Source organism: Streptosporangium sp. NPDC002607, assembly GCF_053592655.1.
In genome coordinates, this window is record NZ_JBSFWD010000035.1 from 48,186 (window position 1) to 72,159 (window position 23,974).

Consider the following 23,974-nt stretch of genomic DNA (forward strand, 5'->3'; position numbering starts at 1 on the left):
CCGCGGGTGCTGATCGCCGACGATCATCCCGTGTACCGGGACGGTCTGCGCATGATGCTCGCCTCGACTGACCAGGCCGAGGTGGTGGGGATCGCCGCGGACGGGGAGGAGGCCGTCGCCGAGGCCGTCCGGCTGCGCCCTCAGGTCGTGGTGATGGACCTGAGGATGCCCAGGATGGACGGTGTGCAGGCCACCGAGCGGATCGTCGCCACCTGCCCGGACACGCACGTGCTGGTGCTCACGATGCACGAGGACGACGAGAGCGTCTTCGCCGCCATGCTCGCCGGCGCTCGCGGCTACCTGCTCAAGGGGGCTGAGCAGACGGAGATCCTGCGCGCCATCATGGCGGTGGCCGGCGGGGAGGTGATCTTCGGACCGGCACTCGCGGGACGGGTGACGCGCTACTTCGCCCGGCTGGCTGTGGCCCGTCCGGTCCGAGAGGGGCCGTTCCCCCAGCTCACCGTTCGGGAACGGGAGATACTCGACCTGATCGCGGCCGGCCTGTCCAACCGGATGATCGCCGAGCGGCTGTCGCTGGCGCCCAAGACGGTGCGTAACAACGTGTCCAGTGTTTTCGCCAAGCTCCAGGTCGCCGACCGCGCCCAGGCCATCATCCAGGCCCGCGAGGCCGGCCTTGGCCGGTGACCGGCGTGCTCTCGGCCTCGTTCGGGCGGCGCCCTCGCAAGGGTGAGTGAGGGTTGGTCGACGCCGGCTCCACGCAGCCCGTCCCGCGTGCCTGGGAGCGATGTCCCCGCCGCCCCGGGACGCCTGGCCCAGGTCACGCCGGGCCAACTCGGGACCGCGCGCATGGCCGCGCTCCCTGGGCGCCCGGGACGCACGGCCGGGATCGTGTTGCCACCGACAAGCAACGGAGGAACACCAATGTCCAGCCGCATCGTGCCCAGCAATGTCAATCCCAACGAGCCCGTCGCGATCCAACGTACCGCGGACCCGGCATGGATCCGGATCGCCGGACTGCTGCTGGCCGCCGGGGCCGCCTCCTGGGCGGTCGGCACCGTCATCGTGGGGGACAAGATCGAGGAAGGCATCCAGACCCTCGACACCATCACCGGGATGCTGTTCGTCGTGGGCCTGTTCGCCTTCGTCTGGACGGTGCTGGCCACCCGCGGCGCCGGCGACGGGTGGGCCCGGATCGTCCCGGCCGGCCTGCTCGTGCTGCTCCCCGGCGCGTTCCTGCTCAACGCGCTGTCCTTCGGCTACGCCACCCACGACGATTTCCCGCTGCCGCTGATGATCCTGGACGCCTGCTGGCCGCTCAGTCAGCTCGGCATGCTGGTCCTGGGCATTGTCCTCGCGGTCAAGGGCCGCTACCAGGGAGCGCTGCGGTGGCTGCCGCTGCTGGCGGGCATGTGGTTCCCGGTGACCATGGTGGCCCAGATCTTCGGCGGCTCGACCGTCTCGGTGTACGTCAGCGCGGCGTGGCTGCTCGGCATGCATGCCCACCTGGGTGTCCGCCTCGCCGTTCGTCCCGTCTCACGGTAAGGACGCCCAAGGGATCGTCGTTGAGGAGGAGCTCAACAGCGATGGCGTCACGGTGAGTTCGCGGGCCACCACATCCCTGGGCGCGGCCACCGTGGACGGAACCTCGCCCGCGTCGAAATCTTTTCCGGGACGCCGTCGATTTCGGCGGGGCCCGTACGTCGTCGACAGACAGTGAGCCGTGCAGGGCGGCCGGAGACGGCGGATGGAGCCTGACATGACCAAGCAGCCCGAAACAGGCCGAGAGGACGTCACTGCCGGAATGGCCGCCGCCCGGAACCTCTCCTCCCTGCCGGCCCCGGTCCGGGAGGCGTTCACCGGCGGCCCCGCCGTACTCACGGTCGTGATCCTCCGCCGCCACGACCCCGCGGCGGAGTGACCTCGAGTCGACCGCTCAGAACGGAGGTTCGTCGTCGGGTTCGGGATCGACGAGGGTGGCCGCGATCGCCTCGACGCGACTGTCCAACCGGCCGGGCCTTGCCAGGATCTCCCCGGTGCGGGGGTCGAAGGCGAGCTCGTCCGTGACGTGTGCGGGGGTGTCGGAGGCACTCGGGCACCAGCGGGAAACCGGGCAGAACCGGCACCAGGCTCCCGGGGCGGCACGGAAGGCGACATCGCGGTGCCAGGTCCGGACCCGGTCAAGGACGACCGCCTGGGCGGTCGAGACGGTCGCCGGGTCGGTCACGTCGAAGGTGAGCACCTCGGCGGAGTCCGGGGTGAGCTGCTCCAACTCGACCAGCCCGTCGGTGTCCCCGAAGACGCCGGCGGCGATCAGGCGGACCGCCAGGGCGAGCTGGGGGACCATCTCCAGCGCGTTTCCCGCGGTGATGCCGCGCGGTACGGCCGACGTCTTCTGCTCGCGGTAGACGAGGCGTCCGCCCACCCGGCGGAGGAGATCCGGGTGGGCGAGTACCATCACATCGGCCCGCGCGTCGTACGCGGCGATCTTCGGCTCGGGTCTGACCTCGGTGACCTCGGTGACCTCGTCCGGGCCGCGCAGCGGGCATACCGCCAGATGCCGGAGCAGGTACGGCCGGGCCCGGTGGTACTCCTGGCGCTCCATCAACTCGTCGGCGAGGCCGCAGTCATCGGCGTCCACCTCCGGCAGGTCCGCGGGAACGCAGGCCCTTCCCCGGCCGTGTGCGGCCTCAAGCCACGCGTGCACGTGCTGGCCGCGCTCGGCCGCCGGGCTCGTCTCCCACTCGCCGGGCAGCCGGAGCTCTCGCAGGTGAGCCTGTGCCGGGCAGACCTGGTAGTACCGGGATGTCGTGATCGACCATGTCCGCCGGTGCGTGCCCCGGTCGTCGAGGCCGAGCAGGCCTGGCGCGTGCGCGAGGTCCCCGCAGGAGGCCCGTACCTTGCACTCGGCGCAGTCTCGCCCCGGGGTCCGGCCGCCACCGGCCAGCAGCCGGGCCGTCGCGGGTCTGACGTTCGAGGTGTAGGCGCCGCGGATCTCCTCCAGATCCGTCGTGTCGACAAGGACCCGGTCCGTGCCGGTGGTCAACCCGACCTCGACCACCCGCACTCGCCGGGGGACGGGAACGGGCCGTACCGGGACGGGGATGGCGCGATGCAGCTCCGACGGGTCCGTCACCTGCTTGCCGGCCGCCGCCACGTACGCCATCGCCTGGGTGGACGGAATATCCGTGCCGCCCAGGGGGCGGCGCAGGCGCATCCGCCGGAACTCCACCGTCGTACCGTCCGGTGCGCCGTACCACCGGCCCCACACGGTGAGGGATCGCATCTCCGCGGGGGACCGGCCGCCCTGGACGATCCGCGGCCGGTGCTCGGGCCGGAGCTCCACCCCCTCGGAGGCGAGTGTGGCGGCCAGGCTCTCGGAGACCTCCAGGTAGGTGTGGCAGGCGTGCTCGATCCAGTTGGCGACCCCCGGATGCACGGTGTCGCGGGCGTTTCCGAGGGTCCTCAGCAGAGCCTCGTCGATCGGGGCGGCCTCGAACTCGACAGCGTTGAGCACGTCCATCACCAGGCCGAGCGGAAAGGTCTCCCAGGGCGCGTACCTACGCCTCTCGGAGACCCGCGGCCACAGCTTCGGGCGAGCCTTGACCGCCGCGAAGTCTCCGCAGTCGCCGTCCCGGCGGTCGAGCAGGCTCGCCGACAGCCTGACGACATCGGGATTTCCGGTGAACTCGGTGCTGGGGGGCTGACTCAACGCACTCTCCTCGGTATGGGGGAAGTAGAGAGGTGCTTCTGCGCTGTAACACAGTGAAACATATTGTGAATTAGAGTCACAATTTTTTGGGGTGATGGGCGGAAATTTTCCGATGAAACGCGACAATCGGGTATCCGTCAGGGGAGAGGCCCGGTCCTGTTCGCGGTCCGTGCTTAACGGTGGGTTACTACCGTTCGTCCGCTGAATGAACGGAAGTTGACCCGCTTCTCAGACGACTCTCATCGAGGGCACGTAGAACGACGTCATGAACGGTTCGGCCGCGGTGAAGGCGCTGGTCGTCGGTGACGGGCCTGACGTCCGTGAGCCGCCGTCCCGGGCGTTCCGGCCGGGCGGCCTCGCCATGCGGACCGCCGCTCACGGGACGTGCGCGTCCGGGGCGTTCCGTGCCGGGGGCTCGGACACGTCGCTCCCGGGTTCGCACCGTGACATGTCCGCCGACGCTCTCTCGAATGGAGCAACATGCTGCGCAGACTCCGCAGGTCGTCCGCGATCGCAGACAGCCCCGCAGATCCCGGGGACGGCGGCGGGGAGGGGCGGGTGTCCGATGCCGGGCGCGCGCTGCGTGCGCCGAGCAGGCTGCACGCGTTCAACCGGTACGAGATCAAGTATCTGGTCGACACCGCTCTGGTGGACGAGCTCCGGGGCGAGATGGAGCGGCGACTCGACCGGGACGCTCACAGCGGGGACGAGGGGTACGGCATCTGGAGTGTCTACTACGACACCCGCGGGCTCCGCTTCTACTGGGAGAAGATCGAGGGCCTGAAGTTCCGGCGCAAGTTGCGGATCAGGCACTACGGCGACCGTTTCAAGGTCACCGCGGACACCCCGGTGTTCGTCGAGATCAAGCAGCGGGTCAACCGCGTCACCCAGAAGCGCCGGGTCTGCCTGCCGTACGCCGACGCGCTGCGGTTGTGCGACGGGCGTGAGCCGGTCGAGCACACCGAGGCGGAGCGGCCCTTCGTCGAGGAGGTTCTGGACCTGGTCTGCCGGCTCGATCTGCGGGCCACCGCGATGACCGGCTACCAGCGGCACGCCTATGTGGGCCGGGACGCCGATGTCGGCCTCCGGGTCACCTTCGACCAGCGCGTACGGGGCCGTGACCGGGATTTCCACATCGGTGCCGACGCCCAGAACCGGTTCATCGTCCCGCCCACCAAATCGATCATCGAGGTCAAGGCGAACGAGCGGGTTCCCTACTGGCTCACCGATCTGACCGCCAAACGGAACCTGCAGGTGGTGCGGGTCTCCAAGTACTGCCAGAGCGTGGAGGCCTTCGGCCGGACCCCTCGGTCGATCTTCCACGTCCCTGACCATGACCCCCACTCCGCCTGATGGAGGCGTAACCCCCATGAACTTTGATTTTCAGGACCTGTCCGGCACCTTCAGCGTGATGGACATCGCCATCGCGATGTCGCTGTCGTTCGTGCTCAGCGTGATGATCGGCTGGGTGTACCGGGCGACGCACCGCAACGTCTCCTACAGTCAGTCCTACGTCCAGACGCTGGTCATCCTCGGCATGATCATCTCGCTGATCATGCTGGTCGTCGGTTCCAACATCGCGCGCGCATTCGCACTGGTCGGCGCGCTCTCCGTGGTCCGGTTCCGCAACGCGATCAAGGAGACCCGGGATGTCGGCTTCATCTTCCTGGTGATGGCCGTCGGCATGGCCGTGGGCACCCGCTTCTACGTTCTGGCCGCCGTCGCCGCCGTGGCGATCTCGCTGGTCATCATGATCATGAGTCGTTTCAACTGGTTCCAGCTGAACGTCCAGCGCCAGGTGGTCAAGGTCCAGGTGCCCTCGGACGAGGATTACACCCACACGATCCAGGACGTGCTGATCCGGCACACCGACGAGTTCGAACTGGTGAGCATGGAGTCGATCCGCGGTGGCGCGCTGACCGAGCTGATGTACACGGTCAAGATCAAGAAGGGCGGCGAGCCCGCGAACCTGATCTCGGCCCTGCGGGAGCGCAACAGCGGCCAGCCGGTCACGGTTCTGACCGGGTACGACCAGACCGACCTGTAGGCCGCCGTGACCATTCCCAAGAACCGGCCGCGGCTGCGGCACCGGATTCCGGTCAGGCTCCGGCACCACTGGAGGGTGGTCGCCCTCTTCGCCGTGTTCCTGCTGGTGGTGGGTGCGGGCTTCGGCACCGGGACGATCCGGCCCTACGTGACCACCGGGCAGGTCAGCGCGGCGCGGACGGTCACCCAGGACATCGCGGGCACCCAGGACGTCTTCGACACCGCGATCTCGCACAGCGTCCAGATCACGTTCAAGGACGGGGCCTATCGGGACATGCTGGAGGAGTATTTCAAGGAGGGGGAGAAGAAGTACGTAGAGGCCGACCTGGTCATCGACGGGACCACCCTGCCGAGCGTGGGCATCCGGCTGAAGGGCAACTCCACGCTGATGGGGCTCACCTGGAACGGCAAGTCCCGCACCGGGGGGCGGGGCGGCGCCCCCGGCGGCGGGCGCCCGGGGAACTTCCAGCCGCCGGAGGGCTTCCAGCCTCCCGAGGGTTTCCAGCCGCCGGAGGGATTTCAGCCGCCGGACGGCGGTGCGGGTGGTGGCGGGGCAGGACCCGGGCGGGGTCCGGGTGGTCCGATGACCGCGCTCAAGGCGGAGGAACCCGAGAACCTGCCCTGGCTGATCAGCTTTGACGAGTTCGTGGAGGGGCGCCGCTACCAGGGGCACTCGCAGCTGGCCGTGCGTCCCGCGACCGGGCAGTCCTCGACCCTGCTGAACGAGGCACTGGCGATCTCGCTGGTCGGCGCGGCCGGCGAGCCGACCCAGCGGTACGCCTACAGCTCGTTCACGGTCAACGGCCGTTCCTCGTCTCCGCGTCTGCTGGTGGAGTATCTCGACGAGGGATACGCGGAGAGGCTCGGCGACGGCGTGCTGTACAAGTCGCTCGCCTCAAGTGGCTTCAGCTACAAGGGGGAGGACCAGACCGCCTACGGCACCGACTTCAAACAGGTCAACAAGGTGGGAGGTAAGGACCTGCAACCGGTCATCGACCTGGTCAAGTGGGTGGAGCAAGCCTCCGACGAGGAGTTCGCCGCCGGGCTGGCCGACCGGGTGGACGTGGAGTCCTTCGCCCGCTATCTCGTCCTGCAGAACCTGATGGTCAACTTCGATGACATGAGCGGTCCCGGGCGTAACTACTACCTGTGGTACGACCTGGACGGCAAGAAGTTCACCGTCATCACCTGGGACCTCAACTTCGCCTTCAACGGCAACGCCACGGCGGGGCCGAACGACGCGATCGGCATGGGGTTCGGCGGGGGCGGCCCGACGCGGGGGGCGGGTTCCCAGGCTCAGCCGGCACAGGGCTCGCGGTCCCAGCCGGCCGGGAACGGGCAGCCACAGGTTCAGCCGACGCGGAGCGGGCGGCCGCAGGACGGTGCCGGTCAGGACGGTGCCGGTCAGGAGGGCGGCGCCCGTCAGAACAACCCGATGGGCGGGCCGCGGATGGGCCACGCGCTGAAGGACAGGTTCCTGAAGACGCCCGCCTTCAAGAAGGTCTACGAGGAGCAGTACCGGAACCTGTACCAGAAGCTCCTGGGAGGCGGGGCCGCCGCCACGCTGCTCGACGACATCGTGAAGTCCTACCGGCTGAACGAGGGCGCCGACACCGCCAAGGTCGAGGCCGACGCCACGTCGCTCCGTACGACCCTCAAGACCCGCGCCGAGGCGCTGGGCTCGGACAAGGTGATCGCCGGCGGATGATCCTGCGAGGAACGGCGGGATCCCGTGTCCCGGTCTCCCGCCGTTCCTCCGCGCACTCCCTTTCCCCGGGGCCTCACCGGCATGCGATGATCCACAGTGGTCGGTGAAGGTGTTCCGGTTGGCCGGTGCGACACGGGCACGGCGACGCCTCCGACGGTCACCGGCGTGACGTGCCCGCGTACGCCGGGCCCGTTCGTGTACGGCATGTCGCGAAGATGAACAAGCATCGATGGGGAGGCGCGCATGGAGCACGTCCTGCGGGAGATCGCCAGCCAGCCCGAGTGCTGGCGGCGGGCGCTGGAGCTCGGCGCGGCGGGCCCGGCGGGCCTGCCGGAGGCGGGCGAGCGGGTCGCCGTGATCGGCTGCGGCACCTCGCTCTACATGGCACAGGCCTACGCGGTCCTGCGCGAGCGGTCGGGGCAGGGGGAGACCGACGCGTTCGCCGCCTCCGAGCTGCCCGCGCGCCGCTACGACCGGCTGGTGGCGATCACCAGGTCCGGGACCACCACGGAGGTGCTGCACGCCCTCGGCGCGGCCGGGGACATCCCGACGGTCGCCGTCACCGCCGACCCCGCGACCCCGGTGTCCGGCCTGGCGAAGACGGTGATCGCGCTGGAGTTCGCCGACGAGCGCTCCGTGGTGCAGACCAGGTTCGCCACCAGCGGGCTCGCCCTGCTCCGCGCGCACCTCGGGGAGGCTCCCGCCGACCTGGCCGCGCAGGCCGAGGCCGCGCTCGCCGCGCCGCTCCCCGAGGGGGCGCTCTCGCGGCGGCAGTTCACCTTCCTCGGCAGCGGGTGGACCAACGGCCTGGCCCAGGAGGCGGCACTGAAGCTGAGGGAGTCGGCCCTGGCCTGGTCGGAGGCGTACCCCGCGATGGAGTACCGGCACGGGCCGATCAGCATCGCCGACGAGAACAGCCTGGTGTGGTTCTTCGGCGGTCCGAAGGAACTGCGTGAGGAGTTGACCCGCACCGGGGCCCTGACCACGGCTGCGGAACTCGACCCGCTGGCCGACCTCGTCCGGGCCCAGCGCCTGGCGGTCGAGTTGTCCCGATCGCGCGGTCTCGCCCCGGACAGTCCACGCAACCTGAGCCGTTCGGTGATTCTCACGTAACCGATGAGGACCACGACGCGCGGATCGGCGTCGTTGGTTCTCACGTGGTCTGGGGAAGCGGCCGCCACCTGGGGAGCATGCGCGTGCGGTGTTCAGCGCCGTCGGACGCCGTTCGCGATCCAGCGGCGAACCACGGCCAGCGCCAGCGGGAGCGGTACGGTGCCCGCGCCGAGACCCACGTCGACCAGCAGGTCGAACACCTCCTTGCGGCGGGCGGCCGTGTCGATCGCCGCGTCGATGAAGCCGGGCGACTGGGCGGCGAGGGCGAGCACGTCCGTGGTGCGCAGGTGCCGCCCGAGTGCCTTCCTCAGCTCGCGCCGGTAGGCGGGCAGCGGGTCGGCGGCGGCCCGCACGGCCGCCTCGCCGGCGAGGCGGCCGGAGACCAGGGCGTAGTAGATGCCCTCGCCGGTGAGCGGGTTGATGAGACCGGCGGCGTCACCGGCGAGCAACACCCGCCCCGAGCCCGGCCTCGGCCGCCCCGGGGACAGGGGCAGGTGGTGGGCGCGCAGGTCGTGGGCGCTCAGGTGGGGCAGCAGTTCGGCGAGCCGGCCGTGCAGCACCTCGCGGCCCGGCCGGCCGGTGGCGCGCAGCCTGGGCAGGAGCATCCCGAAGCCGACGTTGGCGGTGCCGTCGCCGATGGGGAACGACCACGCGTACGCGGGCCACCCGTCCTGCTGCATGAAGATGGACTGCACGTCGTCGTCGGCGGGCACGTCGGCGTAGCCGCGTACGGCGATCGCGGTGTGCCTGTCGGGAGCGGGGGAGACGCCGATGAGGCGCCGCATCGTCGAGTTGGCCCCGTCGGCGGCGACGGCGGCGCGGGCGGTGACGGTGCCGTCGAGGACGATGTGGCCGTCGAGGACGGCGAGCGAGCGGACGTGGTGGCGGCGGACCTCGACACCGCGGGCACGGGCGGCGTCGACGAGGCGGGCGTCGAAGACCCTGCGGGGAACGACGTGGTTGGGCCGGGCGGAGGTGGCCGAGACGCGCGCGCCGCCGGGGGAGACCACCGCCAGGCGCTGCGTCGGCCGGTAGTCGGCGATGAGGTCGGGGATGCCCAGCAGGGCGAGCTCGTCACGGCAGTGGGCGGCGATGCCGTCACCACAGGCCTTGTCGCGGGGGAAGTCGGCCCGATCGAGCAGGAGCACCCGCGCGTCAGGCCGGAGCTGCCTCGCGCGCAGCGCGGCCACCGCCCCCGCGGGCCCACCGCCGACGACCGCCAGATCCCACACGTCGTTCATCTGGGTGAACCTTCCCTGTACGCCCCTGCGGAACCGCCTGGCCATCACTCCCTCTGACCAGAGGGCTCGCAGACTCGGATCGGGTTCGCATGGACACCGTCGTCGGTCTCGCCGCCGGTCTCGCCGCCGGGTGTGCCGGAGATCCGGGGTGGTCCCCGGACCACCCCGCCCGCTCCTGCCGGGAATCATCCGGCCAGGAGCCGCTAGAGGCGGTTCAGGGCGGGAAGCAGTTCCTTCTCGGACCAGTCGAAGAACATGCCCTGCTGCTCGTGGCCGATCTGGACCAGGGCGACGTGCGTGAAACCGGCGTCGGTGTAGGCGCGCACCGCCTCCACCACGGCGTCCACGTCGGGACCGCACGGCACCCTCGCCGCGATGTCCTCCGGCCGCACGGTCTGGGCGCCGGCGGCGAAGTTGACGGGCCCGGGGAGCTCGGCCATGACCTTCCAGCCGGCCACGGACCAGCGCCACAGCCGGTGCGCCCGCTCCATGGCGGTCGCCACGTCGGGGTCGTAGCAGATCGCAAGCTGGCCGTAGACGGGCTTGCCCGCGCCGCCCGCGTCGGCGAACCCGCGCACCAGGTCCGCGTCGGGGTCGATCGCGACCAGCGCGTCCCCGTGCTCGGCGGCGATGTTCCCCGAACGGCCGCCGGAGGCGGCGATCGCCAGCGGGACGGGCTGCTCGGGCAGGTCGAACAGCTTGGCCGAGTCGACGTCGAAGAACTCGCCACGGTAGTTGACGTACTCGCCCTCGAACAGCTCCCTGATGATCTGTATGGCCTCCCTGAACATCAGGTGCCGGGTGTCGGCCGACGGCCAGCCCTCCCCGATGACGTGCTCGTTGAGGTTCTCCCCCGCGCCCAGCCCCAGCGTGAAGCGGCCCTCGCTCAGCACCCCCATGGTCGCCGCCTTCTGCGCCACCACCGCCGGGTGGTAGCGCATGATCGGGCAGGTCACGTACGTCATCAGGGGCAGCCGCGCGGTGGCCTGCGCGGCCGCGCCGAGCACCGACCAGGCGTACGGGGAGTGCCCCATCTCCTCCAGCCACGGGAAGTAGTGGTCGGAGATGACCGCGTAGTCGAAGCCGACCCGCTCGGCCGTGACGACGTCCTCGACCAGCTGCCTGGCGGGCGTCTGCTCGCACATCATCGTGTAACCGATTTCTGCCATACCCGGCCCCTTACCCCGCTCCGGTGAGGCGTCGCCGGCAGGGTCGAAGATCTCGCCGTCCTTTACGCTTCCCCCGCTCAGGACTGCTTCACCGGCTCGGGCTCCGGGGCGCTCACGCCGTGTGGGTGCTCGGGGGCGGTGGAGGCGAGCGGGACCTCCGCGCCGCTGACCATGCCCAGCTGGACGGTCTGGCGAGGCAGCACGAGGTCCAGCAGCCAGCTCCCGGCGATGCGCGCCCGGCCGTGCGGGACGGCCAGCAGGTGGTAACCCCGGGTTACCGCCTTGGCGACCATGCCCGACAGCGGCACGCCCAGCGGGTTCGCGGCGGCGGCGGCCCCGCCCAGGTCGACGACGAACCCCAGGTCGTTGTGCCGGTACGGCCGGAGCCGTCCGCGACCGTACGAGGCGGCGATGTTGTGGGCGGCACGTCTGCCCTGGCGGCCGGCGTGCTGGGCGGTCATCGCGGTGTACTCGCCGGGGCGGGTGAGGTCCGGCACCGCGGCCGCGTCGCCGCAGGCGTAGATCTCCGGGTGTCCCGGCACCCGCAGGTATTCGTCGACGAGCAGCCGCCCCTTCTCGGTCGGCAGCCCCAGCGACTCCACCATCGGGTCGGGGCGCACGCCGACGCACCAGATCAGTGACCGGGTCGCCACGAACTCCCCGTCGGAGAGTTCGACGCCGTCCGCCGTCGCCTCGGCCACACTCGTACCGGTGCGGATCTCCATGCCACGCTCCGACAGCGTCCGGTGCGCGGTCCGCGACAGGCGCTCGTCGAGCTCGGGGAGGATGCGCGGGGCGATGTCGGCGAGGATCCAGCGCACCGGCTGGTCACGCAGCTCCGGCAGCCTCCTGCGAGTGTCGAGGGTGAGCAGCTGGCCCTGAGCCGCCACTTCGGTACCGGTGTACCCGGCGCCCACGACCACGAAGGTGCACCGGGCCCTGCGCTCCTCGGGGTCGTCGGAGATGGCGGCGAGCTCGATCTGGCGGATCAGGTGGTCGCGCAGGTAGAGGGCCTCGGCGATGCTGCGGAAACCGTGGGCGTGCTCGGCGACGCCGGGTATGGGAAGCAGTTTGTTGACGCTGCCGACCGCGATCACCAGGCGGTCGTAGCTCAGCTCGCGGGGGGTGCCCTCGGCGTCCGTGCACCTCAGGCGGCGCGCCTCGATGTCGACGGTGCTCGCGGTGGCGAGCAGATGCCGCACGCCGGGGTGGTTTCCCGCCAACGGGATCGCCACCTTGCGCGGGTCGAGGATCCCCGCCGCGACCTCGGGCAGCAGCGGCAGGTAGAGGAAGTAGTCGGTCGGGTTGATCAGGACGATCTCGATCGCGCCCTTCGCGATCCTGGAAAGGGTGCGAGCAGCTGTGAAGCCCGCGAACCCTCCTCCGATCACGACGACTCGCTGTCGCTGGGTCATGAGGTGGTTCCTTTCGACGCTCCGTATTCCAGCGGAGTGCCCTCTCTGCTCCCGGGTCAAGCACGGCGGGTCGTCCGGTGTTGCCCACTTGGACCGGTGAGGTCCGGATGAGGGCGATTAATCGCCAGGTCAGCGCGCGGGCAAGATGGCGGAAGGGGGCGAGTGGGAGCGGCCTTTCCTGGGGATGGCGGGATGGAAGGCGGCGGGGATCGGATGCCGCGCCGGTTCGAGGACGGGCCGGTTCGTGGACGAGCCGGTTCCCGAGGGGGGTGGGCTGTGACGACCTCCGAGCAGTCACGTGAGGAGCCGCCGACCTCACCGCCGGCGCCGCCCAACCGAGTGCCGGGCTCACTGGTCGTGAACTGGCTGACCAGCACCGACCACAAGGTGATCGGTTACCTGTACATGATCACCTCATTCGTCTTCTTCATGCTCGCCGGGCTCATGGCCATGATCATCCGGGCGGAGCTCATCCAGCCGGGCATGCAGGTGGTGAGCCTGGAGCGCTACAACCAGATGTTCACCATGCACGGCGGGGCCATGCTGCTGCTGTTCGCGACCCCGCTGTTCGCCGGGTTCGCCAACGTGATCATGCCGCTGCAGATCGGATCGCCCGACGTGGCGTTCCCCCGGCTCAACATGGTGAGTTACTGGCTCTTCCTCTTCGGCGGCGTCATCGTCCTGTTCGGCTTCCTCACCACCGGAGGTGCCGCCGACTTCGGCTGGACGTCGTACACGCCGCTCTCCACGGGACCTCACTCCCCGCAGGTCGGCGGTGACCTGTGGATCGTCGGCCTGGTGATGGCCGGTCTCGGCACGATCCTCGGCTCGGTCAACTTCATCACCACGATCATCTGCATGCGGGCCCCCGGGATGACGATGTTCCGCATGCCGATCTTCACCTGGAACGTGCTGCTGACCGGTCTGATGGTGTTGATCGCCTTCCCGATCCTGTCCGCCGCGCTGCTCGCCCTGGAGGCCGGCCGCAGTCACGGCGCCCGCATCTATGACCCGCAGACCGGGGGAGCGCTGCTCTGGCAGCACCTGTTCTGGTTCTTCGGCCATCCGGAGGTCTACATCATCGCGCTGCCGTTCTTCGGCATCATCAGCGAGGTGATCCCGGTCTTCAGCCGCAAGCCGATCTTCGGCTACATCGGTCTGGTCGGTGCGACCATCGCGATCGCGGGCCTGTCGATGACGGTCTGGGCGCACCACATGTTCGCCACCGGCCATGTGTTACTGCCGTTCTTCTCCTTCATGTCGTTCCTGATCGCCGTCCCGACGGGGGTGAAGTTCTTCAACTGGGTCGGCACCATGTGGCGCGGGCACATATCCATGGAATCACCGATGATGTTCGCGGTCGGCTTCCTGGTCACCTTCCTGCTCGGCGGGCTGACCGGGGTCATCCTGGCCTCCCCGCCGCTCGACTTCCAGGTGCACGACTCGTACTTCGTGGTCGCGCACTTCCACTACGTGGTCTTCGGCACCGTGGTGTTCGCGATGTTCGCGGGCTTCTACTTCTGGTGGCCGAAGATGACCGGCAAGATGCTGAACGAGAAGCTGGGCAAGCTGCACTTCTGGCTGCTGTTCATCGGTTTCCAGACCACCTTCCTGGTCCAGCACTGGCTGGGCGCGCAGGGCATGCCGCGCCGCTACGGCGACTACAGCCCGATCGACGGATTCACCACGCTCAACCTGGTCTCCTCGATCGGCGCGTTCGTGCTCGGCGCCTCCACGCTGCCGTTCCTCTACAACGTCTGGCACACCGCGCGCCGCGCCCCGCGGGTGACCGTGGACGACCCGTGGGGTTTCGGCAACTCGCTGGAGTGGGCCACCTCCTGCCCGCCGCCCCGGCACAACTTCACCTCGATCCCGGCCATCCGCTCGGAGCGGCCGGCCTTCGACCTGCATCACCCGAGGATCGGGGACCGGCCGCGCCGGCTCGACCCGGCAGCCGGGCTCCAGAAGGAGATCTGAGCCGCGCTCAACAGGGGCGGCCGAGGGCGGTCCTGGTGGTCTCCTCCGGGTACGACGACAGGCGTACGGCGTCGGCGGGGGAGAGCAGGCCCGCCGCCACCCGCTCGCACAGGCGGCCGAGGGCGGTGATCTCCGCGTGCTGGGCCGCGGCGAACGCGCGGTCGACCGGGTCGCCGTGGCCGGGAACGACGACGCCACTGCCGCCACTGCCGTCGCTGTCGCCGTCGCCGAGGAGGTCGAGCAGCCCGGCGAGGGTGGCCGGCCATTCGAGGGGATAGGCGTCCTCGTAGGCAGGTGGGGCACCGTTCTCCACCAGGTCCCCGGCGAAGACCACGCCGGCGTCCGGCACGTGGACGACCAGGTCGTTGCCGGAGTGGCCGCGGCCGAGGTGGGCCAGGACGACCGGGCGACCACCGACGGCCAGCTCCGCCCGGCCGGTCACCAGGTGGTCCGGCAGTGCGATCCCGGTCTTCGCGATGTCACCGGCGATGTCCGCGCGTCCCCGATCCCGGTAGTGGCGGGCCCACTCGTCCCTGGCCCGGCCGCCGTTCTCGGCCAGGTCGGTCCGGCAGCCCTCGTGCGCCCAGACGGGGCAGTCGAGGAACGGCCGGGTACCGAAGCTGTGGTCGAAGTGCGAGTGGGTGATCGCCACCGCCCACGGGGCGGATGTCACCCGCCTGACCTCCGAGACCAGCTCGGCCCCCTGCCGCTCGTCTCCCCGCGTGTCGACAACCAGGCAACCGCCGTCGCCCACGACCAGCCCCACCGACAGGTCCAGCTCGGCGTATCGCCGCACCAGCACCCGGTCCGCCACCTCGACCCATCGACCTTCCACGGGTCGTATTCTCCCCGGTCGCGATCCTCGCGGCGTCGATCCTCACCCGTGGCGGAAGCCGGTTTTCCGCGCCGCGACCCGGCGGGGAATCCGGCCGGTGCCCTCCACGGGCAGAACCCGCGCCCCGGCGGGGAGGTCCCTTCCCCGGAGGAGCGCTCAACCGCGCAGGTACGTCACCACCGCCAGTACCCGGCGATGGTCGTCCTCGGCCGGGGGCAGGTCGAGTTTGGTCAGGATGTTGCCGATGTGCTTGCCGACCGCGGCCTCCGACACCACCAGGGCTCTGGCGATCGCCGCGTTGGACCTGCCCTCGGCCATCAGGGCCAGCACCTCCCGCTCGCGGGGGGACAGCCGCTCCAGCGGATCGCGGCGGCGGCGCAGCAGCTGCCTGACCACCTCGGGGTCCACGATCGTCCCGCCGCCGGCCACGCCGCACAGCGCGTCGACGAACTCCTCCACGTCGCCGACCCGGTCCTTGAGCAGGTAGCCGACCCCGGTGCCGTCACCGGAGTCCAGCAGTTCGGCCGCGTAGGTCTGCTCGACGTACTGGCTCAGCACCAGCACGGGCAGGCGCGGGTCCGCCGCGCGGAGCGCGACCGCGGCCCTGAGGCCCTCGTCGGTGAAGCCGGGCGGCATCCGCACGTCGGTCACGACGATGTCGGGGGTGTGCTCGCGCACCGCCTCCGCGAGCCGTACGGCGTCACCCGCCGTGGCCACCACCCGGTGCCCGAACCGGGCGAGCAGCTCGGCCAGCCCTTCGCGGAGCAGCACGCCGTCCTCGGCGATGACTACCTTGAGGGATCGATCGGAGTGCACGGTATCTCCACGCGTAGCAGGGTCGGCCCACCGGCCGGGCTGGAAAGTACCAGTCTCCCGTCGACGACCGAGACGCGGTCGGCCAGCCCGGCCAGCCCGCTCCCCTCCGCGGCGTCGGCGCCGCCCACGCCGTCGTCGCCGATCTCCACGACGAGGCGGGCGCCGTCCAGCCGCCCGGTGACCGTGGCCCGCCGGGCTTCACTGTGCCGGGCCACGTTCGCCAGCGCCTCGCACACCACGAAGTACGCGGTGGACTCCACCACCTCGGGCAGCCGCGCGGGCAGCGCCATGGTGACCTCCACGGGCACCGGCGAGCGGTCGGCGACGTCGGCCACGGCGGCGGGCAGTCCCCGGTCGGTGAGGATCTGCGGGTGGATTCCCCTGATCAGGTCGCGGATCTCGGCCAGCGCGAGTTTCGCCTGCTCGTGCGCCCTGCCGACGAGCTCGGCCGTCTCGTCCCCACGGGTGAGCTTGGCCAGGCCGAGCGTCATGGTCAGCGAGACCAGCCGCTGCTGGGCGCCGTCGTGCAGGTCCCGCTCGATCCTTCGGCGTTCTGCCTCGAAGGCCGATACCAGCCGGGACCTGGACCGGGTGAGCTCGACGACCCGCCTGGCCTCGTCGCTCTGCCGGGGGCTGAGCAGCGCGCGGGCCACCAGCCCGTGCAGCACCGCGAGTGCCGTCAGCGGGTACGTGAACAGCACGAGCAGGACGGCCCCGAGCAGCGCCACGAGGAACGCCTCGGGACGGCTGTCGATCAGCCAGAACTTGAACAGCCGCACCTGCCCGACCTCCGCCAGGATGATGGGCGCGCACATGGCCATCACCGGCCCGGCGATCCCGTACGCCAGGGAGATCAGCTCCATCGGCCAGAGCACGATGACCAGCAGGCCGGTGTAGGCAAGCTCCCGCCAGGTGGCCTGCTCGCTGAAGCGCAGCCGCGCCCACGCGCGCAGGCCCGGCCGGTCGGGCTCGCGGTGGGGCGACTCCACCGGCTCCGAGTCGATGATCCGCAGGCGGCGGCGCTCCAGAGCGGCGACCGGTATGCCACTGAGCCCCAGCACCACCAGGAACGGGATGCCCACCACCACCAGCGCCAGCACCGCGCCGCCGGCCAGGCAGACCAGGACCACCACGAGGATGACCGCGCCGACGAGGATGCTCGTCAGCAGGTACGCCAACGAGCGCCACGGCCACCACGTGGCGAGCAGGTTCCATCGGGTGAGTGCCTGCCAGGCCGCCCGCGATCGCATCAACCGACAGTACGGCCCGTGCGGGCATGGCCTCTACCGGGCCTGGCCTACTCCGACGGTATGGCTGGCCATACCCGGAAGACTAGGCTCCGGTGCCCTGCGGGCCGCGCCCCCGCGGCGGTCTGATGGGGACCATGAACAAGACGGCGGCGCCCGCGGACCTGCGGGCATTCCTGACGGCGGCGGTACGCAGGCAGCGCGTGGTGGGCGCGATCGCCCCGAGTTCCCCGGCGCTGGGCAGGGCGCTCAGCGCGGTGGTCCCCGCGCTGGGCCCGTCGGTGGTCGTGGAGCTGGGGGCCGGCACCGGTCCGATCAGCGAGGCCATCCGGGCGAGGCTGGCCCCGGGGTCCCGCCAGCTGGCCGTGGAGATCGACCCCGGCATGGCCGCGCACCTGCGCCGGACGAAACCCTGGATGGAGACGATCGAGGGCGACGCCGCCGACCTCGGCGCGCTCCTGGCCGGTGCCGGGGTCGACCGGGTGGACGCGGTCGTCAGCACGCTGCCCTGGTCGTTGTTCCCCGGCGAGCAGCAGGAGCGGATCCTGGCGGGCGTCGGCCGGGCGCTCGCGCCGTCCGGGGCGTTCACGACCGTCACCTACCTGTCGGCCCTGCCGCTCGCCGGGGCCAGGGCCCTGCGCCTGCGGTTGCGGTCGGCCTTCGACGAGGTGCTGACCACCGGGCCCATCTGGCGCAACCTGCCCCCCGGAGTGGCGTACGTGTGCCGCAGACCGACGATCCCCGTTCTCCCGCCCGGGGGGTTCCCCGGGACCCGGTCCCGCTCGCGCCGTTCGTGACCGACCCACCCGGCCCGCTCGGTGTCGGCGAACCAGGAGCCGTGGAAGCCGGTGGGCACCCGGCGCGGCAATGGCCCGGACGGGCCGGGAGACCGCAGCCCGCCGGGACACGCTTCCGCAGGGACGGTCCGGCAGGACCGTCAGGCCAGGACCCGGCCGACCATCCGTGCGTACATCCGGCCCGGGCTCGGCACCGACGACGGGTGCAGGAAGCCAGGGAGCATCGGCAGGTCCACCGCGAAGGGCTGCAGTCGCTCGTAGAGGACGTCGGCGCCCGCGGGACGGTTGTCGGGATCCTTCTCCAGCAGGTCGGCGACGAGGCGGTTCAGCTCGGCGGGGACCCCCGGGACCTCGGGCGGGCGCTCCTTCACCTGGCGCTCGAACACGGCGTACTCGGTGGGACCGGTGAACAGCTGGCGGCCCGTCAGCATCTCGTGGAGCACGCATCCGAGGGCGTAGAGGTCGCTGCGGGGACCGGACAGGCCGCGCTGGATCTGCTCGGGTGCCATGTACGACGGGGTGCCGAGAATCTGGCCGACCCGGGTGAACTGCGTCGAGTCGGCCTCGCGGAGCACCGCCAGGCCGAAGTCGAGGACCTTGACGCTCCCGTCGGGGCAGAGCATCAGGTTGGTCGGCTTCAGGTCGCGATGGCAGACGGACAGCGCGTGGGCCGCGGTCAGCACCGCGCAGGCCTGGGCAGCGATCGCCGCGGCCCAGGGCACGGGGAGCGGGCCGTGCTCGCTGACCACGTCGGCCACGGTGACGCCCTCGATGAACTGCATCACCTGGAACAGTCGCTGGTCGAAGGTGCCGAAGTCGTACAGGACCGGTGCGCCGGGGTGCTCCAGCCTGGCCAGGATGCGGGCCTCGCGCAGGAAACGCCGCTTCAGCTCCTCGTCGGGGCCGGTGAGGAACCTCAGGAACTTGACGGCCACCCTGCGGTCGAGATGCCTGTCATGGCCGCCGTAGACGGCCCCCATGCCCCCCTGGCCGAGAGGGAGGTCGTCGAGCACGTATCGGTCGCCGATGACCATCGACCCTCCCCTGGACGTGCGGGCATCACGCCCCTTGGTCGCACGGCCGGAGATGGCCGTCGACCAGTCCGTCAAAGCCTAGCCGGATCAGCGTTTCCCCCAGCGCCCTCGTCGCGCGCAGTCTGTCCTCCAGTTCGAACAGCTCGCGGAAGGCCGTGCCGTACATCCGCTGGTCGGACAGGGGCAGCATGGGCACCCTCGCCCGCCGCACGTCGAGGCGGCTGGAACTGGGATGGACCCTGGCCGCGTCGGCCGAGCGCAGGAAACCGGCCAGGAACCCGGAGTCGAGCCGCTGCGGGTCGACCCGGTACAGCGTGAGCTGCGGGCCGAGCGCCGCTCCGCTCTGGGTGATCACCCTGACCGCGCCGAGCACCGTGGTCACCACGTCGCCGGGCCTGATCATGATCAGTGCCGGGTCGAGGGTGGTACGGCCGGAGGGTGAGGCGCCCGCCGCGGTGTCGTCGGCGGTCAGCACCGGGAGAGGGCCCTCGTCCGCCGACATCCTCGGCGGCGCCTGCAGGATCGTGATCAGCCCCGCCTTGGCCAGCTCGCCGACCGTGGTGGTCGGCAGGTCCTGCCGCTCGGCGAGCAGCTCCAGGGCGGGAGTGGCCTCCGACAGCGTGGCCGAGGTCTCCATGAACCTGGCCAGGGCCTCGGTGAAGTCGCGCGGGAAGTCGAGGCCGCTGTGCTGCGGGCGGTGCCTGGCCGGGGCGAGGTCGACCTCGTCGTCGAGCAGGTCGATGATGCGCACCGTGCGGCTCTCGCCGGACAGCTCGGCCTCGGGGTTCTCCAGGTACGCGCGCCAGGCGGGCTCCACGACCGACAGGTCCTCGCCGGCGTCCACCACCAGCAGCTGGGACGGCGGGCGCCCGCCGTCGGGCCTGCGGAGTATCCACAGGTCGGGGCCGCCGGGCGCCAGCGTCACCACGGCCCGCAGCGCTCCCGCCCGGAGCAGGTTGCCGCGGATCCGCTTGCCCGGACGCCGGCTGGCGGCGGCGGTGGGCATCAGGATCGCCACCAGGCCGCCCGGCCGCACGCGGGCGAGGCAGTGCTGCACCCAGGCGAGCTCGGACTCACCGCGCGGGGGCAGGCCGTACTCCCAGCGCGGGTCACCGGCGAGTTCCTCGTGACCCCAGACCCGCTCGTTGAACGGCGGGTCGCAGACCACGGCGTCGGCCACGTCACCGGCCAGGCCGTCCTCGCGGAGCGAGTCACCGGCGACGATCCGCGCCTCGGTCCCGCGCAGCAGCACCCGAACCGCGCTGAGCAGCGCGTTCGTCTCGTTGACCTCCTGCCCCATCAGGACGGTCTTCCCGCCGGTCGAAGCGCTTCCCCGCCGGGCCGTCAAGGTGTCCGCGCCCAGCAGCAGCGTTCCGACACCGCATGCCGGGTCCAGGACGACGTCCCCCTCCCGCACCACCAGCCGGACCATGAGCTCGGCCACATCGTCCCTGGTGACCGAGAGCTGGCGGGAGTGCGCCTCGACGTAGCGCTCGCACAGGAACTCGAAGACCTCCAGCGGGTCGCGTTCGGTGGCCAGCTCGGCGACCAGCCGGACGAGGGCCAGATCGTCCAGGCGAAGATCGGCGGAACCGGGGAGATCGGTCGTCACCTCGGCCATGCGGGTGAGAGACTTCGTTCCATGATCACGCCAGGCGGTGGGCTCACGGCGCAGGAACAGCAGGAACGCGCCGACCTTGGCCACCAGTTCGCCCAGCCTGAGGTCGTCGACCGAGGTGCGCATCCGCTGCCAGACCAGGTCGCCGAGCGAGACCTCGAAGGATTTGCCGTTCGCGCGCAGCCACACGGCGATCTCCGGCAGCGAGAACAGCGGGCTGGAGGTGGTGCCGCCCACCGGCTGGGGAAAGTCCTCGTGGCGGCGGCGCCAGTTGCTCACCGCTGCCCTGCCGACCCCGGCAAGCCGGGCGATGTCGCCCGCGTTCACGGTGATCTCCTGGCGCTCCTCCATGTTGGGCCACAGTAGTTGACTGTGCCGCAACGGTCTACAACGTCTTTGCTTGTGAAGTGCTTCAACCAATGATTTACTGCCTTCATGGCACTGAACCAACCACTGGCACTGCGCTACGCGGCCCGCTCCGACGTGGGGGTCCGCCGTGAGGCGAACGAGGATTCGGGCTACGCGAGCGCGCGCCTGCTCGCCATAGCGGACGGCATGGGTGGTCATGCGGGTGGAGAGGTCGCCAGCTCACTTGCCGTCACCGCCATGGCGGCGCTGGACGACACCCTTCCCACCGGCGGTGTCGACCTGCTCGCCGCGCTCAAGGGCGCCGCCAGGGACGTCAACCATACACTGCGCGACATGAGCGAGCAGGATCCCACGCTCCGCGGCATGGGCACCACCCTGACCGCGATGCTCTGGGACGGCGCCACCTTCGCCCTGGCCCATGTCGGAGACTCCCGGGCCTACATGTTGCGCGACGGCGCCCTCTACCAGATCACCCATGACCACACCCTGGTCCAGTCGCTGGTGGACGAGGGGCGGATCACCCCTGAGCAGGCCGCCGAGCACCCGCGCCGGTCAATGGTGCTGCGGGTCCTTGAGGGCACCGGCGACGGTGAGCTGGACCTGTCACTGCGCGAGGCCTACCCGGAGGACCGCTACCTGCTCTGCTCCGACGGCCTGACCGCCGTGGTCGGTCCCGAGACCCTGTTCAACACGCTGACCGAGATCTCCGACCCCGACGAGGCGGCCCGCTGGCTCATCGACCTCGCCAACCGGGGTGGCGGCCCCGACAACATCACCTGCATCGTGGCCGACTTCGGGGCGCCCACCGGCTCCGCCCCGGTGGAACCGACCATCGTGGGCGCCGCGGTCGAGAGGAAACTCTCCCTGTAGGGACCCCGCTGCCTCCCCGAACGCCGGGGAAGCGCCGGCGTGCTCGGGTGGCCGCCACGGCCTTGGCGGGGATCTCCAGGTCAGGGCGTCGGGTTCTTACCAGGTTCTGCCGGTGATGCGTTCGTACGCCTCGATGTAGCGCGCCCGGGTGACCTCCACGACCTCGGCGGGGACCTCCGGAGCGGGTTCCTTCTTGTCCCAGCCCGTGCTGGTCGCCCAGTCACGCACGTACTGCTTGTCGAAGGAGAACTGCGCGTGGCCGGGCTCCCACCGGTCGGCGGGCCAGAAGCGGGAGGAGTCGGAGGTCAGCACCTCGTCGCCGAGCACGAGCGTGCCCTCGGAGTCCCAGCCCAGCTCGATCTTGGTGTCGGCGATGATGACGCCCCGCTCCGCGGCGAGTTCGGAGCCTCGCAGGTAGATCTCCAGCGTGATCCGCCGGAACTCCTCGGCGACCTCGGTCCCCTCCAGGGCGACCACCTCGTCGAAGGAGATGGGCTCGTCGTGCTGCCCGAGCGGTGCCTTGGTGGACGGGGTGAAGATCGGCTCGGGGAGCTTGGAGCCGTCCAGCAGGCCGGGCGGCAGCGGCACGCCCGAGACCGACCCGTGCGCCTGGTACTCCTTCAGCCCGCCGCCGGTCAGGTAGCCGCGCGCGACGCACTCGACCTTCGCCATCTCCAGCTTCCTGCACCGCACCGCACGGCCCGCGAACTCGGCGGGTACGTCGGTCGCCGAGATCACGTGGTTGGGCACGATGTCGGCGAGTTGCTCGAACCACCAGAGCGAGAGCTGCGTGAGGATCCTCCCCTTGTCGGGGATGGGCGTGGGCAGGATCACGTCGTACACCGACACCCGGTCGGACGCCACGAGGATGATGTCCCCGCGGTCCTCGTAGACGTCGCGGACCTTCCCTGAATGAAGAAGCTTCACTGCTTTCCTTGCTCTCGCTCGACCCGGTCGCTGACCGACACCTGCTCACCGTATTCGACGTTCGGCGACGACCCGGCAACCGGGCACCCCCTTCCGCGCCCTCCCGGGACGGCCTCGTGATCAGCCTTCCGAGCCGCCCCTTATCCGGTGGTCACGATGCACATCGACCTCATGGTCGGCGGTTCCGACGTCACAGGCACCGGCGTTCACCACAACGGCGGAACGGTCGAACCACTCCGCGGCGATGAGTGGCAGGTCTGAGCCACGTCTCGCGCGACGGCCTGGCCGGAGGTGAGAAGGTCCCCTACCGGAGGACGGAGAAGACCTCGCCGTTGCCGGGTACGCCGACTCCGCGCCAGGAGAAGGGGACTCCGTGGGCCACCTCCAGGTCCGGGCCGTCCATCAGCTGGAAGTGCACGTGCGGTTCGGTGGAGTTGCCGGAGTTTCCGCAGTGGCCCAGCAACTGGCCCGTATGGACCCGGTCACCCTCGCGGACGGCCAGCGAGCCGCGCCGGAGGTGGGCGTACATGGCGTACGTGCCACCGCCGAGGTCGAGGACGACGTGGTTGCCGACGACCTGGCTCGGGCCGCCCATCGAGCGGAACATCGCCTCGAAGGCGAGGAAGAGCAGGGCGGGAAACGAGTTGCGGCTGAGGTGGTCGCGGTTGTGGTCGACGGCGCGTACCACGGTGGCGTCGGCGACGGCCAGCAGCGGGGCGCCGAAGGCGGGGAAGTCGCGGTTGCGGCGGACGACGGGCCACCAGCCGAAGCGGGGCCTGGGCCGGTCCTCCGGCTCCGCCACGATGTCGACGGCGTACGCCTGGCCGTAGGCGTGGGTGCCGTGGCTGGGGACCTTGTCGGCCGGGCTGTTCAGGGCTGACCAGCGACCGGTGACCGGTGGGTCGACCTCGACGGCCGGTGGGGTGCCGGGTGAGCGGGGCTGCCGGGTCATCGCGAAGAACTGCAGGACGATCGCCAGACCCAGCGGGATCCAGCCCCACAGCCAGGAGAAGTCGAAGTAGAACCCCGCCACGAGTTGCGCGAAGAAGATCACCCAGCAGCAGCGGGAAAGAATCATGGATGTTCTGCGCATGGAGATCCCTCCGGATCGCGTGTCGGGCC

At 70.7% G+C, this 23,974-nt stretch carries 21 protein-coding genes; 10 read left to right on the forward strand and 11 right to left on the reverse strand.

Annotated elements, in window-relative coordinates:
* The first annotated feature begins 6 nt into the window (after positions 1-6).
* The 3 genes from ACWD3H_RS32160 (at position 7) to ACWD3H_RS32170 (ending at position 1,879) form a co-directional block, all read left to right on the forward strand.
* A complete protein-coding gene (locus ACWD3H_RS32160) occupies positions 7-645 on the forward strand; it encodes a response regulator transcription factor (protein WP_355552824.1) in 639 nt (212 codons plus the stop codon).
* A gap of 237 nt (positions 646-882) precedes the next feature.
* A complete protein-coding gene (locus ACWD3H_RS32165) occupies positions 883-1,503 on the forward strand; it encodes a hypothetical protein (protein ID WP_451957658.1) in 621 nt (206 codons plus the stop codon).
* 214 nt (positions 1,504-1,717) lie between these two features.
* Positions 1,718-1,879, forward strand: a complete 162-nt coding sequence (locus ACWD3H_RS32170; RefSeq protein ID WP_451957659.1) for a hypothetical protein — start codon at positions 1,718-1,720, stop codon at positions 1,877-1,879.
* 15 nt (positions 1,880-1,894) lie between these two features.
* Here ACWD3H_RS32170 and ACWD3H_RS32175 read toward each other — a convergent pair whose 3' ends face one another.
* Positions 1,895-3,670, reverse strand: coding sequence for a PD-(D/E)XK nuclease family protein (locus ACWD3H_RS32175; protein ID WP_451957660.1), 1,776 nt, complete (start codon positions 3,668-3,670; stop codon positions 1,895-1,897).
* A gap of 480 nt (positions 3,671-4,150) precedes the next feature.
* On the opposite strand from ACWD3H_RS32175, the gene ACWD3H_RS32180 reads away from it, so the two are divergent.
* The 4 genes from ACWD3H_RS32180 to ACWD3H_RS32195 all read left to right on the forward strand — a co-directional run bounded on the left by ACWD3H_RS32180 (position 4,151) and on the right by ACWD3H_RS32195 (position 8,537).
* Positions 4,151-5,023: a VTC domain-containing protein gene (locus ACWD3H_RS32180; RefSeq protein WP_451957661.1), complete on the forward strand. Its 873-nt coding sequence runs from the start codon at positions 4,151-4,153 to the stop codon at positions 5,021-5,023.
* 16 nt (positions 5,024-5,039) lie between these two features.
* A complete protein-coding gene (locus tag ACWD3H_RS32185; protein ID WP_451957662.1) occupies positions 5,040-5,717 on the forward strand; it encodes a DUF4956 domain-containing protein in 678 nt (225 codons plus the stop codon).
* A 6-nt stretch (positions 5,718-5,723) separates the two neighbouring features.
* On the forward strand, positions 5,724-7,424 hold the full coding sequence (locus ACWD3H_RS32190) for a CotH kinase family protein (protein WP_451957663.1): 1,701 nt from the start codon (positions 5,724-5,726) through the stop codon (positions 7,422-7,424).
* A 243-nt stretch (positions 7,425-7,667) separates the two neighbouring features.
* On the forward strand, positions 7,668-8,537 hold the full coding sequence (locus tag ACWD3H_RS32195; RefSeq protein WP_451957664.1) for an SIS domain-containing protein: 870 nt from the start codon (positions 7,668-7,670) through the stop codon (positions 8,535-8,537).
* 92 nt (positions 8,538-8,629) lie between these two features.
* On the opposite strand, the gene ACWD3H_RS32200 is transcribed toward ACWD3H_RS32195, so the two are convergent.
* From ACWD3H_RS32200 to ACWD3H_RS32210, 3 genes are all read right to left on the reverse strand, one after another.
* Complete coding sequence (locus tag ACWD3H_RS32200; protein ID WP_451957665.1) at positions 8,630-9,823, reverse strand: NAD(P)/FAD-dependent oxidoreductase; 1,194 nt, start codon at positions 9,821-9,823, stop codon at positions 8,630-8,632.
* Positions 9,824-9,981: 158 nt separating this feature from the next.
* Positions 9,982-10,947, reverse strand: a complete 966-nt coding sequence (locus ACWD3H_RS32205) for an LLM class F420-dependent oxidoreductase (protein WP_355552769.1) — start codon at positions 10,945-10,947, stop codon at positions 9,982-9,984.
* A 77-nt stretch (positions 10,948-11,024) separates the two neighbouring features.
* Complete coding sequence (locus ACWD3H_RS32210) at positions 11,025-12,362, reverse strand: NAD(P)/FAD-dependent oxidoreductase (protein ID WP_451957666.1); 1,338 nt, start codon at positions 12,360-12,362, stop codon at positions 11,025-11,027.
* A gap of 276 nt (positions 12,363-12,638) precedes the next feature.
* On the opposite strand from ACWD3H_RS32210, the gene ctaD reads away from it, so the two are divergent.
* The gene (gene ctaD, locus ACWD3H_RS32215) at positions 12,639-14,339 is read left to right on the forward strand and encodes an aa3-type cytochrome oxidase subunit I (protein ID WP_451957667.1); all 1,701 of its coding nucleotides are present in this window, start codon (positions 12,639-12,641) and stop codon (positions 14,337-14,339) included.
* Between the two features lie 7 nt (positions 14,340-14,346).
* Here ctaD and ACWD3H_RS32220 read toward each other — a convergent pair whose 3' ends face one another.
* From ACWD3H_RS32220 to ACWD3H_RS32230, 3 genes are all read right to left on the reverse strand, one after another.
* Positions 14,347-15,174 (reverse strand): MBL fold metallo-hydrolase, encoded by an 828-nt coding sequence (locus ACWD3H_RS32220; protein ID WP_451957668.1) that lies wholly within the window; start codon positions 15,172-15,174, stop codon positions 14,347-14,349.
* A 156-nt stretch (positions 15,175-15,330) separates the two neighbouring features.
* A complete protein-coding gene (locus ACWD3H_RS32225; protein ID WP_451957669.1) occupies positions 15,331-15,990 on the reverse strand; it encodes a response regulator transcription factor in 660 nt (219 codons plus the stop codon).
* Complete coding sequence (locus tag ACWD3H_RS32230) at positions 15,963-17,240, reverse strand: sensor histidine kinase (RefSeq protein WP_451957670.1); 1,278 nt, start codon at positions 17,238-17,240, stop codon at positions 15,963-15,965. The genes ACWD3H_RS32225 and ACWD3H_RS32230 overlap by 28 nt, the downstream gene beginning before the upstream one ends.
* Positions 17,241-17,374: 134 nt before the next feature.
* Between ACWD3H_RS32230 and ACWD3H_RS32235 the strand changes: the two genes are divergently transcribed.
* Positions 17,375-18,034 (forward strand): class I SAM-dependent methyltransferase, encoded by a 660-nt coding sequence (locus ACWD3H_RS32235; protein WP_451957671.1) that lies wholly within the window; start codon positions 17,375-17,377, stop codon positions 18,032-18,034.
* Positions 18,035-18,174: 140 nt separating this feature from the next.
* Here the strand turns inward: ACWD3H_RS32235 and ACWD3H_RS32240 are convergent, their stop codons facing one another.
* Both ACWD3H_RS32240 and ACWD3H_RS32245 read right to left on the reverse strand, forming a co-directional pair.
* The gene (locus ACWD3H_RS32240) at positions 18,175-19,068 is read right to left on the reverse strand and encodes a serine/threonine-protein kinase (protein ID WP_350928038.1); all 894 of its coding nucleotides are present in this window, start codon (positions 19,066-19,068) and stop codon (positions 18,175-18,177) included.
* A gap of 25 nt (positions 19,069-19,093) precedes the next feature.
* Complete coding sequence (locus ACWD3H_RS32245) at positions 19,094-21,037, reverse strand: N-6 DNA methylase (protein ID WP_355552786.1); 1,944 nt, start codon at positions 21,035-21,037, stop codon at positions 19,094-19,096.
* Positions 21,038-21,121: 84 nt separating this feature from the next.
* Between ACWD3H_RS32245 and ACWD3H_RS32250 the strand changes: the two genes are divergently transcribed.
* Positions 21,122-21,925, forward strand: coding sequence for a PP2C family protein-serine/threonine phosphatase (locus tag ACWD3H_RS32250; protein ID WP_350928034.1), 804 nt, complete (start codon positions 21,122-21,124; stop codon positions 21,923-21,925).
* A gap of 96 nt (positions 21,926-22,021) precedes the next feature.
* Here the strand turns inward: ACWD3H_RS32250 and ACWD3H_RS32255 are convergent, their stop codons facing one another.
* Both ACWD3H_RS32255 and ACWD3H_RS32260 read right to left on the reverse strand, forming a co-directional pair.
* The gene (locus tag ACWD3H_RS32255) at positions 22,022-22,852 is read right to left on the reverse strand and encodes a phosphoribosylaminoimidazolesuccinocarboxamide synthase (RefSeq protein WP_451957672.1); all 831 of its coding nucleotides are present in this window, start codon (positions 22,850-22,852) and stop codon (positions 22,022-22,024) included.
* 304 nt (positions 22,853-23,156) lie between these two features.
* Positions 23,157-23,945, reverse strand: coding sequence for a M23 family metallopeptidase (locus ACWD3H_RS32260; RefSeq protein ID WP_451957673.1), 789 nt, complete (start codon positions 23,943-23,945; stop codon positions 23,157-23,159).
* Positions 23,946-23,974 lie beyond the last annotated feature (29 nt).